This window comes from Ruegeria sp. C9, from assembly GCF_056537585.1.
Genome location: NZ_JBQFRU010000004.1, coordinates 102021 through 115593, shown reverse-complemented (window position 1 = coordinate 115593; position 13573 = coordinate 102021). Strand labels below are relative to the sequence as shown.

The window sequence follows — 13573 nt, the reverse complement described above, 5'->3', positions numbered from 1 at the left end:
CACATCCGTGACGGTTTCCACCTTGCAGGTCCCGCCGGGACGGGTCACCGTGATCCCGTTAGGGAGCGGGAAAACACATGCAAACCATCAAAGCAGCCGTATGCCGGGCCTTCGGCGAACCTCTGGTCATCGAAGACATCCTGATCGCACCACCCGGCATGGGCGAGGTCGAGGTCACGCTGGATGCAGTGGCGATTTGCCATTCGGACATTTCCTTTGCAAGCGGCGCATGGGGCGGCCACTTGCCCGCGGTTTACGGGCACGAAGCGGCTGGCATCGTTTCTGCTGTTGGCGAAGGCGCAGGGGATTTCAAACTTGGTGATCCCGTTGTGGTAACCTTGATCCGCGCCTGCGGGTCCTGCCCGTCCTGTGCCGGTGGCATGCCCACCATTTGTGAAACACCTTATGACACGGTGAAAGGTCCGCTGCAGACTGCCGACGGTGATGCGCTGGAACAGGCCATGGCATGCGGGGCCTTTGCCGAAAAGGTAGTTGTCAGCCACCGACAAATCGTCCGCATTCCCGAAACGCTGCCCAAGGACCTTGCCAGCCTGCTGTCCTGCGGGGTGATCACCGGTGTTGGTGCAGCAGTCAACGCCGCCCAGCTTCGCCCCGGGCAGGACGTGGTTGTCATCGGCGCCGGGGGCGTCGGCTTGAACGCAATCCAAGGCGCACGTATTGCCGGAGCTCGCCGTATCGTTGCGGTCGATATGACACAGGATAAGCTGGATATCGCAATGGAGTTCGGCGCGACCCATGGTGTTTTGGCCAGCCAGAAAGAGCCGTGGAAAGCCGCCTACAAGGCGCTGGGCGGACGTGGCGCAGACGCCGTCTTGATTACTGTTGGTGCAATCCCCGCCTATGATCAGGCCCCGCGTTATCTTGGTCGGGGCGGTAAGGCGATCATGATCGGGATGCCCCATTCTGGTGACATGTCCAGTTACGAACCCGTCGTGCTGGCCGCGCTTGGCCAGGGCATGGTGGGCTCAAAAATGGGCGATGTAGTGATCCAGCGAGACATCCCCTGGATGATCGATCTGTATGAACAGGGGCGGCTGAAACTGGACGAGTTGATCTCGGGTCGCTGGACACTGTCACAGATCAATGAGGCCATCGAAGACACCAAGTCCGGTGCGGCCAAACGCAATGTAATCTTGTTTGATCGCGACTGAACCCCGCAAAAGGAACACCCGATGAAACTGCAAGATCTCGATGTCATTGTCACCGCGCCTCCGGCACCGGGTTGGGGTGGGCGCTATTGGATTTTGGTCAAGGTCACCACGGATACGGGCGTGATCGGTTGGGGGGAATGCTACGCGTCCTCGGTTGGTCCCGAAGCCATGACCCATGTCATTCGCGATGTATTCGAACGGCACATGCAGGGCGAAAACCCCGAGAATATCGAGTTGATGTTCCGCCGCGCCTATTCCAGCGGCTTCACTCAGCGACCAGACCTGACCGTCATGGGTGCGTTCTCAGGGCTCGAAATTGCCTGCTGGGACATTTTGGGCAAGGATCGTGATCGTCCAGTCTATGCGCTACTGGGTGGGCGGATGAACGACCGTATCCGGGCGTACACCTATCTCTACCCACTTCCTCAGCATAACCTGACGGACTTCTGGACTTCACCTGAGCAGGCCGGAGAAAGTGCTGCTGAAATGGTCCGGCGCGGCTATACCGCCGTCAAGTTTGATCCCGCCGGGCCTTATACGATCCGCGGTGGGCACATGCCCGCTATGTCCGATATCTCAATGTCGATAGCGTTTTGCAAAGCGATCCGTGAGGCAGTTGGAGACAAGGCCGATCTGCTGTTCGGCACTCATGGTCAGTTCAACACAGCCGGAGCTATACGTCTGGGCCAAGCGCTGGAACCCTTTTCGCCACTGTGGTTCGAAGAACCCACACCCCCCGACATGATCGAGGATATGGCCCGTGTGGCGCGCACTGTCCGTATCCCTGTCGCGACCGGTGAACGGATGACAACCAAAGCGGAATTTGGCGCGGTCCTGCGCGCCGAGGCCGCCGAAATCCTTCAGCCTGCGTTGGGACGCGCTGGTGGTATCTGGGAGATGAAGAAAGTCGCCGCGATGGCCGAGGTTTTCAACGCCCAGATGGCACCCCATCTGTATGCGGGACCGATCGAGTGGGCGGCGAATATTCATCTGGCGGCGTCGATCCCGAACCTGCTGCTGCTTGAAAGCATCGAGACCCCATTCCACGATCAACTGATAAAGGGAAGCATCCGCGTCGAGAAGGGGTTCGTCACTCCTCCGACCGAGCCCGGCCTTGGTATCGAGGTCGATGAAGGCCTTGCCCGAGCCCATCCCTACAAAGGTGACGGGCTGCACCTACAGATGCAGGAAACCCCATGTGACTATGCAAATGGGAATGCGTTTCAAGGCGGTGCACCCGCAACCGAAGGGTAAAAATCGACAGGCGAGCAAGCCGATCAGTTCGAGACATACCCCGCGATGACCTGCAACAGTTTAAAGGCTGTGGCTGCATCGTTCTCGACGACCGCCAGAAATTCCTCCTCACCGATCCGTAGGCAGGACAGTTCCGTTTCAGCCACCATGCTCAACGCCCGAGGCTCTTTTCGGATCAACCCCAGCTCTCCCACCAACGCGCCCGCACCAACCGTTGTGATCAGTTGATCGGCCTCGCCCGAACGCGGCAGGTACAATCCTGCCTCGCCCTCAAGGATGACATAGGCGCCATCGGTTGGCTGATCATCCTTCAGAAACACCACCTGGCCAGGTTTCGCTTCGAACCAGCGCGCACCAAAGGCCAGCAGTCGAAGCTGGCGACGGTCGAGCCCAGAGAACAACGGGGTCTGCTCAAGCGCACGCAATTTGCGTACCAGATCGGCAGAAGCCGCACCGTCGCCGTCGACGTCGGTTGGGCCTTCACCCGTCACGGCCCGGCCCTGACGGATTTCAACATACATGTCGAAAACATCTGGATTTTCGAACGCATCATTTAGATAGATTACAGTAGTTTCGGGCAGCAATTCACGCAGATTTTTATAAACTGCGACCTGTGTCTCCATATCATAGCTGGCAAGCGCGGTTTCCAAGATCAGAATATCTGGCTTTTTGATCGCAGCGCGGGTAAAGGCCAGCGGTTCGGCAAATACCGCAGGCAAGTTCTGGCCGCCAATCGAGACCGGAACATCATAGATCAGTTCCACCACCATCGGTCGCGCCCCGTTCTCGGCCAGAACATCGACGATCAGTTTGCGCGCCTCGTCGGTCCGCGCACCGCCGATCTGGCTGACCTTGCCAAACAGTGCGTTTTCCATGACCGTCAAACCGGGTGCAAAGGCATCCTCATCCAACGGGACGAATACATCGTGCAACGGTTCCAGCAATTTGGCCGAGTGGCTGTGGCGAAGCTCAAGAATGCGGTTCTTCAGCTCATCCGAAAACGCCGGGCCAATCTGCTCGGCCGAGATCACAAATGGCACCGAAAGCAAGCTAGCCAATTGTTCGTCATCCAGCCCGTTTGCGCCTTCCTTCCGGGTTTGCTCGACCAATTCAACCGCGGCCTCGTAGGTCTGGGCCTCAAGCCCCAGCTTGCGAAACAAAGGATGATCGGTTCCATCCAGCCCAAAGATCTGACGCAGCATCTCAATTACGTCGCGTGTCAGGCTGATCAGGGTTTCATCCAACCCCAACTCGCGCAACTGGCCCAGAAACACGGTCTGCTGTGCCAGCAATTGTCGCGTCACTGGAACGCAGGGGGTGGCAAACAACAGGTTTTCAGCAACGGGCAGCGCAGAGTTATAAGCGCACCGATCGAAAATCAGCGCCTGCTGGTCAAGCCCGGCCTCGCGCACCGCCTTCTGAACCCGAGGGCGCAATTCGACCAGCTTTGCTGCCAGTTCCGGGCGCTCATTTGCATCAAACACCTGCTCGGCACCGCGCTGAAACAACGCCGCGCCCGAGCCCATGCCATCGATTAGTTTCAGCCACCAATCGCGCAGCCGTGCTGTATCGTCAAAGCCTGCCGATCCTGGGTCTAGCCATTCGACATGGAATGGATCAGCACTGTTACCTGCCCTCAGCGTCTCGGGGAAATCCGGATCCTCGGTGGACTTGGACAATGGATGTGACCGCATCGGCATCATCACATTTTCACCCAACGTGCCCTGAAACATTATGGGGCGCGAGGTTGCTAGACCTATTCGTTGGGCAACAACGCTTTGATGCAGGCCAGCCATATTGATGCCACCGATTTCAATACGGCCAGAGGTTGGCAGTATCTCGCGGGTCAGCAACTCGGTCAGCGCATGGCGATCTTCCTCGCTAGTGGCCGAAATGCCGACCGTTCTACCTGCTGGGAACGTCAGGTCCAGATCATCCAAAACCTGATTGCCGTCGATATCACGAACCGAGACCTGATTCAGTACTATATCGCCATTCAGATGCGGACGATCCGCTGGCTCTCCGTCAAACAGGGCCTCATCAATCATTCCATCCGGTGCGAAACGATCAATCACAACATCCCATCGCAGCGACATGTCCTGCGTTTGATTATAATAGGTCAGCAGTTCTTTCCAGGGTGAGCTCAAGTCTTTGTAAGCCGCCAGCGCAGCCACCAGAGCACCCAGCGAAACAGATCCCTGCAATACCAGCAGGCCACCGACAAGGTAGAACATGAATGGCGTCAGCTGCGATATGAAGTTGTTGATGAACTTCATAAAGAATTTCTTCTGATAGATCTCAAAGCGGATGGCGAACAGCCGTCCCAGTTGGTCCGAGATCATCGCCCTTCGATATCGCCAACCGCCATTGGCCCGCAGGGTCGAGGCCCCAGCGGCGTTCTCGCCGATCTGGGCAGCCAAAACGCGGACCTCTTGAATGCGCTTCTTGTTCAGAAGATTGATCTGGCGTTGCAATCGCGGGATCAGCCAGGCCTGCAGCGGGATCAACGCCACCGCAGCCAGTCCGAACCAAACGCTTTGGAGGAACAGAAAGGACAGGATCGTGATCATTTGTCCGGCTTGCAGCACGGGCTGACTGATCGCATCCCCCATCAGCCCACCCATCGGTTCGCTTTCAGCGGTTATCATCGAGACCATTTCGCCCTGACTGACCCGCTCAAAATATGGTTGTGGGAAGCGAAGCGCGCGGTTGATCAACTGATAGCGAAAGCGACGCAGCATACGCTCGCTCAGTACACCCTTCATGGTGTTGATACGCATCTTCATGAGCCCGTGCGCCAGCACCGCAGCCAGAAAGGCAAAGCACAGGATCATCAGAAAAGTGGTCTGCGTCAGGCTATAACCCCAGACATCGACAATCTGACTTGTCGCGCCGATTGCGTCATTGATGATGCGCTTGGGCAGCTCCAACGTCAGGTAAAGCAAAGGAAACAAGGTCGACGTCACGGCCAGCAAAATCAACTGGTCGCGCTTCGAGTATTTCCAGATGAACTGAAAGATCGATCGTTCTATTGAACCCGCCCCTACTAACGATCCGCCGCTCAAATCACTGATTTTGGCGTGAATACAACGGGCCGAATTTACCGCAATCGTATCCTCGGAAGCAAATGAATTTCCGATTTGCGCCTAATTTGCGTTGTGTGAACAAGTTCATTTGCGCGTTTCGCGTTTACCCCCTAATCTCCTGATTCAGGACGATATCGGGAGGATTCATTTGCCTGCCAGCTTTGGCGCTGTGTTTCTGTTGCTGTGCCTGCTTCAGATCAAACACATGTTCGCCGACTATTATTTACAGACGCCCAAGATGCTTTCCGGGCGAGGCACGTATTTCCACATGGGGCGCGCGCAACATGCTGCTGTGCATGTTGTGGGTTCGGTCGTGATTTTCGCGCTCTTTCGCGCCCCGATTGAATTCATACTGATCATCGCTGCGTTGGAATGGATCGTGCATTTTCACATCGACTTTGCCAAAGCCAACTATTCTGACCGCAAACAGTTGCAACCCAATCAGGCCGCTTTTTGGCGTGCCGCTGGTCTGGATCAGTTGTTTCACAACCTTACTTATATTGGCATGGCCTGGGCTTGGGTGGCTTTCGCGGCTTAAGCTTCAGGGTACCACCGGTCGGTTCCGCTTGATCGTCCGCAGCACGACATTCGTTTGCGCGCTGGCGACGGCGGGCAATCGAAACAAGAAATCTTCCAGAAACGTGTTGTAAGCAGACAGATTCCTGCACAAGACACGCAGATGATAATCGGCCTGACCAGTCGTGGCGTAGCATTCCTGCACTTCGGGGCTGATCTCGACGGCCCGGATGAAGTCGACAATCTTGTCCGGGTCATGCCGAGTCAGGTGAACATGCACGATTGCTTCGAACGTCAACCCCATCTCGGCAGGGTTCACCAAAGCGCCGTACCGTTCGATCACCCCAGCCTCTTCCAGCGCGCGCACCCTGCGCCACAGGGCTGAGGCTGACATGCCGACAGCATCTGCCAATTCGGCGTTTGAAACCCGGCTGTCATATTGAAGCAGCGTCAGAATGCGGCGGTCCCGATCATCAAGTATGGCCATCTTAGGAAGATTAATCCGTAATTTTAACTAAATCTGGTGAATTCTATCATAATTTGCAGAACTCGCACAAACTCTGAAACAGAAATTCACCTGCGGGGGGTTAAAATAACCGAACACCAAAGACAAAAACCCATGGACGCGCAGCAATGAGCCACCACGAACCCTCCCCCCGCACCTATCGGCTTGAAGACCGCTATACCCTGACGCAGGGCCGGGTTTTTCTAACAGGCACGCAAGCCTTGGCGCGGATTATGATGGACCAGGCCCGACGCGACCGTCAGGCCGGGCTGAACACGGCGGGGTTTGTCTCGGGCTATCGCGGATCGCCACTGGGCGGGCTGGATCTTGAGCTATGGCGCGCAAAGGACCGGCTGAAGACGGATCGCATCACGTTCATGCCCGCCGTGAACGAAGACCTCGGCGCAACGGCGGTTCTTGGAGCGCAACAGGCCATTTTGGACCCGCATTGCGAGGTCGAGGGCATCTTTTCGATGTGGTACGGTAAAGGCCCCGGTGTCGACCGATCAGGCGATGCATTGAAACATGGAAACGCATATGGGTCTGCGCCAAAAGGTGGCGTGCTAGTCGTGGCAGGCGATGATCATGGTTGCGTCAGTTCTTCGATGCCGCATCAGTCGGATGTGGCCTTCATGTCGTGGTTCATGCCGACATTGAACCCAGCCTCGGTCGAGGAATATTTGGAATTCGGCGAGTACGGGTTCGCTCTGTCCCGTTTCTCAGGCACCTGGGTCGGGTTCAAGGCGGTCTCGGAAACGGTCGAAAGCGCACGGTCCGTCGATCTGCACCCGGATCGCAGCTTTTCCCTGCCGCAGATCGACTTGCCCGAACGCGGCTTGCACGTCCGCACCGCCGATTTGCCCTCGCCCGAGATCGAGACCCGCATCCAACACAAGTTGCGCGCCGTTCGGGCCTTTGCCGAAGAAAACCCCATCGACCAGCGTATTTATGACATCGACAACGCGAAGTTCGGCTTCGTGACCACCGGCAAGGGGCACCTCGATCTGATGGAGGCGCTGCGTTTGCTGGACCTTGATGAAGCCGCTTGCCGCCGCTTGGGGATCGACATCTACAAGGTTGGCATGGTCTGGCCGCTGGCCCGTCGCAACGCGTTGCGCTTTGTGAAAGGCAAGGCCGAGGTTCTGGTCGTCGAGGAAAAGCGCGGCATCATCGAAAGCCAGTTCAAAGAATACTTCTATGACTGGCCCGGCGACAAACCCCATAAGATGGTAGGTAAATATGACAGCCATGGCGAACCGCTGATCCCATGGACCGGGGAACTCAGCCCTTTGATGCTGGCCCCTATTGTTGCCGCCCGACTTAACACGTTCTTCCCTGAAGAAAACCTGCCTGCCAAAGCGCGTGCACTGACTGAGACAGAACCGCCCGTGATCAACGTCCCGGGCGCAACACGGACACCCTATTTCTGCTCGGGCTGCCCGCACAATACATCAACCAAAGTTCCAGAAGGCTCTACCGCTGCCAGCGGCATTGGTTGTCATGTAATGGCATCTTGGATGGATCGCGAGACGGTCGGCTATGCACAGATGGGAGGCGAAGGCGTACCCCATGTGGTGGCCTCACAATTCAATGGCGGCAAGCATATCTTCCAGAACCTTGGCGAAGGAACGTGGTACCATTCGGGTTCGCTCGCAATCCGTCAGGCGGTCGCGGCCGGGACAAATATCACGTATAAAATACTCTACAATGATGCGGTCGCAATGACCGGAGGGCAACCAGTGGATGGACCTGTCAGCGTTGCAGGCATTGCCCAAACCTGCCGGGCTGAAGGCGTTGCGCGGATCGCGCTGGTCTCGGACAACATTGCCAAGTTTCACCGATCCGATTTCCCGGCTGGCACCACATTCCACGACCGGGCAAAGATGGACAGCCTGCAACGCGAACTGCGCGACATTCCCGGTGTTACGGTCCTGATCTATGAACAGACCTGCGCCACCGAGAAACGCCGCCGCCGCAAGCGTGGGACAATGGAGGACCCCTCAACGTTCGTCTGGATCAATGATCTTGTCTGCGAAGGTTGCGGCGATTGTTCGGTCGCATCGAATTGCCTGAGCGTTGAGCCGCGAGAAACCCCGCTGGGGCGCAAGCGCAAGATCAACTTAAGTTCGTGCAACAAGGATTTTTCGTGCCTGAACGGATTCTGCCCAAGTTTCGTGACCGTTGCAGGCGCAACCCGGCGAAAGCGGGCCATAGATCTGGACCTCGACGCGCTTGAGGCAGACCTGCCAGACCCAAAGCTTCCGTCTTTGGACACACCGTTTGATCTGCTTGTGACAGGCGTGGGTGGCACTGGGGTTGTCACGGTTGGGGCCCTGATCACTATGGCCGCGCACCTGGAAGGCAAAGGTGCCTCGGTCCTGGATTTCACCGGATTTGCGCAGAAATTCGGCACGGTACTCAGTTACATCCGCCTTGGCGCAGCTCCGGATGCGCTTAACCAAGTACGCATAGATCAAGGCGCTGCGGATGCGGTGATTGGCTGTGATGTGGTGGTGAGTTCGGCCCCCAAAGCCTCAGCTCATTATGCCCGCGGGACACGCGTTGTGCTGAACAGGGCTGAGATGCCCACCGGCGATCTTGTCCTGCGTCGCGATGCCCAATTGCGGGTCGATAAGCGGGAACAGGCGATCGCAGATGTGGTTGGGGTGGACAATCTCGCCAGCCTTGACGCAAATGCAATAGCTGAGGCGCTACTGGGGGATTCCGTCTTCGCCAACGTCATTTTGCTGGGTTATGCATGGCAAAACGAGCTGGTTCCGGTGTCGCATCTTGCATTGGCTCTGGCCATCTTGCTGAACGGTGTTGCCGTCGAAAAAAACCGGCTGGCCTTTGCTCTTGGGCGTTGTCTGGCGGCTGACCCCGACCGCATTCACGGGCTGGCACTACCCGAAGAGGCAAACGGCACCTTGGATCAGGTGATTGCGCGTCGGGTGGCGTTTTTGACAGATTATCAGGATGCCGCATATGCGGATCGCTATGCGCAACAGATTGAAGCAATCCGCGCGTCGAACCCGAAAATATCCGACGATATTCTAGAATCCGTAGCCCGTAACCTGTTCCGCTTCATGGCCTATAAGGACGAGTTCGAAGTAGCCCGGCTGCAAACGTCCCAAAACTTCGACAACGAACTGAAGCAACAATTCGAGGGAGATTTCAAAACCAGTTACCATTTCGCCCCGCCAATGCTGAGCTGGCGCAAGGACGAACGGGGCCGCCCCATCAAGTTTGCACTGGGCCCATGGATGCGCCCGGTTCTGCGGGGACTGTCCCATCTACGTGGTTTGCGCGGCTCGGTCCTGAACCCCTTCGGCTATCACTCCGAAGCGCGACTGCATCGAGATATCCTAAACTGGTACCAATCGCTGTTGGACATGTATCTGACAAACCCCTCCGCCCATTCCGAGGCCGAGTGGCTGGACGTGCTGTCAGCTGCGGACCAGATACGCGGTTTCGGTCCAGTACGGGAAGAAAGCTATGAGAACGCGCGCGCGATGGCGCGTTAACCAAGCACCGAGAAACTGCTATCGGTATTGACCGGTCGCTTGCGGGAATAAAAACCGGTGTCGATTGTGCGTCCAATGTAAGGCAGTTCAAACTGCATCGGCTTGTCGTCATGATCCGCACCGCCTTCGACGTAGTCGATCAGCGCAGCCATCATTTTGCCCGCAATCGGCGCGTTCTTGTATTGGTTACCGCTGGTGCCGCAGGCCATGTAAAACCCCGGCAGGCTGGACTTGTCATAGATCGGAATCCAGTCAGTCGAGGCATCATACAAATCCACCACCCCACGGGTTCTGGAGGGTATCCCCAAGCTCGGGACCCGCTGGGCATAACGCATGGCCTGCGTGGTCCATTGATCCGTAAAATCGTGGTTATAGCTTACATCATCTTCGCACCATTGATGCGGATCACATGCCGGATCCTCGGAACCGATCAGAATATGATTGCCATGTTCTGGACGGCAATACAGCGCGATATCACTATCCGAGACAATTGTTCCTTGCGTTTCGAAATCAAATCCTTCGGGCGCGGGTACATGCACCACCTCCTGCCGCAGCGGGCGGGTCCGAATTGTCATGTCGCCCAGAACCCCGGCCATTTCGTTGACAAGCGCTGACCCGGGACCGGCAACATTCACCACCACTTTGGCGTGGATTTCTTCACCAGAGGCAAGTCTGACACCTGCGACGCGCCCCTGCTGCGACAGGATTTCGCCCACGTCTGCGCCCGTTCGCACTTCGGCACCATGCAGCTTGGCGGCATCCATCAGGTTTTGCGCCGACAACGCCGGATCGGTCACATAACCTGCTTTCGGCCAGAACACTGCGCCCTGAATCCGATCTCCGTTCGGTTGGCCGAACTCCGGATCATCCATGCGCCGCGCCGGGGCAAAGCTGTCCAGAAAATAGATCGGCAGACGTTCGGTAATCCGCTCAGGTGTCCATTCTTCAAACGGACAATCCAGTTCGGCGCTGTACTTCTTATGTTTCTCAAGAAACCCATTGGCCTCGCTCTTGACGACCAAACAACCGGTCTCACGAAACTGCGCCAAATCGGCTGTGTCGGGCAAGCCCAGATAGTTCGCCCAATCACGCCAATAGTGATAGCCTTCCCAAGCGAACGCGGTTCCATCGAGGGTCGAATAATGCATCCGAATTATCGCGCAAGAGCCTGCGGTCGAGCCATGCCCAACCTGCGCATTGCGATCCAACGACAGAGTTTTCCAACCGGCCTTGGACATCTCGAACGCGATGGCGGCTCCGATCACACCGGTGCCAATGATGATTGCGTCAGGTTGGTTCATGTCCTGCCCCTTCCCAGAAACGTTTCGCATATGCGCTGAATTCGGTGATTTCCTCGGGTCGCGGTTCGACCCCTGTAAAAACATAAAGGTAGTGTGGAACCATCGACAGCCTGATCGCCAATGGTTCGTTTAACTGCGCCAGATCATATCCGATCTGCATATAATATAGCACCCGCGCCCGCGTCTCTGCCTCGGTCTCATCATAGTTGAACCGGATGAACATCGCGCGCAGCGCGGCCAGGCGACGGGCATCGGACTGGTCCAGCATACGCCGCACCTTTCCCGATCTTCGTGCCCAATCCCGCACAGCAAAATCAAGCGCCGTATCAAATAGTTCGGTATTCACAACGCAGCGCTGAACATTGCACACCGCAGCCGTGATCGTTTCAGCAGGCAATTCGGATTGAGCGATCAAGGCCGCGGTATTTGTCGCCTGCCACCGCGCCAGCAGCGCATCTAGTAATTCCTGCCGCGACTTGAAGTACCAGTAGAATGATGAGCGCGAAACCGCCATCCGCTCGGCAAGGTTCATGACTTTCACCTGCTCGACCCCGTCCGAAATCAGGACGTCCATGGCCACGTTCAGCCAATCATCGCGCGTGACCTTGACGTTACCAATCAGTGGCTCAGCTTCGGGATCGTCCCTGTGCAGGATGGGTTTGGTGCTCATTCAACTCTCCGGCGGTGCGCCGCCCTCTTCTGTACGGCGCGCTATGAAATCCTTCAACGCACCAAGGCGATCCGTATCTGATGCCGGTGCTTTGAAATTTGCCAGGATTTCCTTCCATACACCGGTCGCGCGATGGTTGGCGTCGATCGCGCCACGCTCGGTCCAGGTGCCAAAATTTGCGTAATCATGCAGGTGCGGCTCATAAAATGCGGTATTATAGCGCTCCATTGTCTGGCTCGTGGCGAAGAAATGTCCGCTGGGTTCAACCTCGCTCAGCGCAGTATCAAACCCGATCTCTGCACCATTGGCCTGTGCCCCTGCACAAAGCTCGGCCACCATGTTCAACACTTCGGCATCGCAGATCATCTTCTCGAAAGATACGGTCAGGCCACCTTCGAGCCATCCGGCCGAATGAATGATCACCGTAGCCCCGGCCATCAGGCAGCCCCACAGGCCGAACTGGTTTTCATTGGCGGCCTGAACGTCGTTGATATTTGCCGCAGACCCCGCCGCAGACCGCCAGGGCAGGCCCAGATACCGGGCCAACTGGCCCGCCGCCAAAGACGCCTGAAAATGCGAGGGTGTCCCGAATGCAGGCGCCCCTGATTTCATGTCGACATTGCTGGTAAAGGTCCCATAGCACACCGGCGCACCGGGGTTGGTAAGCTGGGTCAGCGTCAAGGCCGCAAGTGCCTCGGCATGGGACAGCGTGATGGCCCCAGCCACCGTGATCGGAGCCATTGCGCCCATCAGGGTAAAGGGTGTGATGATCGACATCTGCCCATGGCGCGCAAAATCGATCAGCCCCTGCGCCATCGGAATATCCAGCGTCCGCGGACTGTTGGTGTTGATAATCGTGTAACAATGGGCGTTAGCGCGGAACTCCTTGTCAGACAGACCTCGCGCCGTCGAGAGCATCTCGAAGCAGTCCATCACTTGCGGCGTGCCCCGCGAGAAGAAGAACGGGAACTTATCCGTCAATTCCATCTGCGCTTGTGTGGTGAAATAGTGCCGCACATTGGTTGGCACGTCCTGCGGTTCGACCTGCGGCGAGATCATCTGGAAGACATCAAAGTGATGAGTGAGCTTTAGGAACTCCAGATAATCCTGCCCACTCGCTGGCCGCCGACCGCGTTCCAGATCGGTCGCGTTTGGAGCGCCAGCGCCGGGTTGGAACACCAAAGAGCCCAGCTCCAAAGTGAAATCCCGGTGCCGCGCGCCCGCCCGGCAGCCGATGGATTTCGGAGCTGAGGCCACCGCAGCCTCAACCATATCCCGCCCGATGAAGACCATTTCGTTGTCTTCATCCACGCGGGCACCACCCTGCGCGTAGATCCGCCGCGCTTCGGGCAACAGAACTTTCACGCCCAACTCTTCCAGGGTGCGCAATGCGGTGTCGTGCATATCTGCAATCTGATCCGTCGGGAACACTTCCATCTGTGGAAACGGATTGCGCAACTGGCGATAATTCACCTCGCGACTAGATTGCGGGGCGGCATCGGTCCCGCGCCCGCGCCGTCGGCGTCTTTGACCCAAGTCCGACAT

At 57.2% G+C, this 13573-nt stretch carries 9 protein-coding genes; 4 read left to right on the top strand and 5 right to left on the bottom strand.

The features are described from left to right. Nucleotides 1-77: 77 nt before the first annotated feature. Both ACR0NE_RS11690 and ACR0NE_RS11685 read left to right on the top strand, forming a co-directional pair. Nucleotides 78-1172 carry a Zn-dependent alcohol dehydrogenase gene (locus ACR0NE_RS11690; RefSeq protein WP_170397613.1) on the top strand — a complete coding sequence of 365 codons (1095 nt, stop codon included), beginning with the start codon at nucleotides 78-80 and terminating at the stop codon, nucleotides 1170-1172. Nucleotides 1173-1193: 21 nt separating this feature from the next. After that, a complete protein-coding gene (locus ACR0NE_RS11685; protein WP_170596936.1) occupies nucleotides 1194-2426 on the top strand; it encodes a mandelate racemase/muconate lactonizing enzyme family protein in 1233 nt (410 codons plus the stop codon). Nucleotides 2427-2449: 23 nt separating this feature from the next. On the opposite strand, the gene ACR0NE_RS11680 is transcribed toward ACR0NE_RS11685, so the two are convergent. After that, nucleotides 2450-5491, bottom strand: a complete 3042-nt coding sequence (locus tag ACR0NE_RS11680) for an ABC transporter transmembrane domain-containing protein (protein ID WP_170596935.1) — start codon at nucleotides 5489-5491, stop codon at nucleotides 2450-2452. 169 nt (nucleotides 5492-5660) lie between these two features. Between ACR0NE_RS11680 and ACR0NE_RS11675 the strand changes: the two genes are divergently transcribed. Next, a complete protein-coding gene (locus ACR0NE_RS11675) occupies nucleotides 5661-6050 on the top strand; it encodes a DUF3307 domain-containing protein (RefSeq protein WP_170397621.1) in 390 nt (129 codons plus the stop codon). A 3-nt stretch (nucleotides 6051-6053) separates the two neighbouring features. Here ACR0NE_RS11675 and ACR0NE_RS11670 read toward each other — a convergent pair whose 3' ends face one another. Beyond that, nucleotides 6054-6515, bottom strand: a complete 462-nt coding sequence (locus tag ACR0NE_RS11670; RefSeq protein WP_170596934.1) for an Lrp/AsnC family transcriptional regulator — start codon at nucleotides 6513-6515, stop codon at nucleotides 6054-6056. Nucleotides 6516-6661: 146 nt separating this feature from the next. Between ACR0NE_RS11670 and ACR0NE_RS11665 the strand changes: the two genes are divergently transcribed. Then, on the top strand, nucleotides 6662-10057 hold the full coding sequence (locus ACR0NE_RS11665) for an indolepyruvate ferredoxin oxidoreductase family protein (protein WP_170596933.1): 3396 nt from the start codon (nucleotides 6662-6664) through the stop codon (nucleotides 10055-10057). Here ACR0NE_RS11665 and ACR0NE_RS11660 read toward each other — a convergent pair. Genes ACR0NE_RS11660 through ACR0NE_RS11650 form a run of 3 tightly spaced genes read right to left on the bottom strand, consistent with a single transcriptional unit; the run spans nucleotide 10054 to nucleotide 13573 of the window. After that, nucleotides 10054-11358 (bottom strand): FAD-dependent oxidoreductase, encoded by a 1305-nt coding sequence (locus ACR0NE_RS11660; RefSeq protein WP_170596932.1) that lies wholly within the window; start codon nucleotides 11356-11358, stop codon nucleotides 10054-10056. The two genes, ACR0NE_RS11665 and ACR0NE_RS11660, sit on opposite strands and share 4 nt — an antisense overlap. Then, the gene (locus tag ACR0NE_RS11655; RefSeq protein ID WP_170404600.1) at nucleotides 11345-12028 is read right to left on the bottom strand and encodes a TetR/AcrR family transcriptional regulator; all 684 of its coding nucleotides are present in this window, start codon (nucleotides 12026-12028) and stop codon (nucleotides 11345-11347) included. Before ACR0NE_RS11655 ends, ACR0NE_RS11660 begins: the two co-directional genes overlap by 14 nt. Next, nucleotides 12029-13573 carry a trimethylamine methyltransferase family protein gene (locus ACR0NE_RS11650; RefSeq protein ID WP_170596931.1) on the bottom strand — a complete coding sequence of 515 codons (1545 nt, stop codon included), beginning with the start codon at nucleotides 13571-13573 and terminating at the stop codon, nucleotides 12029-12031. It lies immediately after the preceding gene.

What these genes read in the sequence shown, in the direction of transcription:
- ACR0NE_RS11690 (WP_170397613.1), top strand. Translation starts at nt 78, where the DNA reads ATGCAAACCATCAAAGCAGCCGTATGCCGGGCCTTCGGCGAACCTCTG.
- ACR0NE_RS11685 (WP_170596936.1), top strand. Translation starts at nt 1,194, where the DNA reads ATGAAACTGCAAGATCTCGATGTCATTGTCACCGCGCCTCCGGCACCG.
- ACR0NE_RS11670 (WP_170596934.1), bottom strand. Translation starts at nt 6,515, where the DNA reads ATGGCCATACTTGATGATCGGGACCGCCGCATTCTGACGCTGCTTCAA.
- ACR0NE_RS11665 (WP_170596933.1), top strand. Translation starts at nt 6,662, where the DNA reads ATGAGCCACCACGAACCCTCCCCCCGCACCTATCGGCTTGAAGACCGC.
- ACR0NE_RS11660 (WP_170596932.1), bottom strand. Translation starts at nt 11,358, where the DNA reads ATGAACCAACCTGACGCAATCATCATTGGCACCGGTGTGATCGGAGCC.
- ACR0NE_RS11655 (WP_170404600.1), bottom strand. Translation starts at nt 12,028, where the DNA reads ATGAGCACCAAACCCATCCTGCACAGGGACGATCCCGAAGCTGAGCCA.
- ACR0NE_RS11650 (WP_170596931.1), bottom strand. Translation starts at nt 13,573, where the DNA reads ATGTCGGACTTGGGTCAAAGACGCCGACGGCGCGGGCGCGGGACCGAT.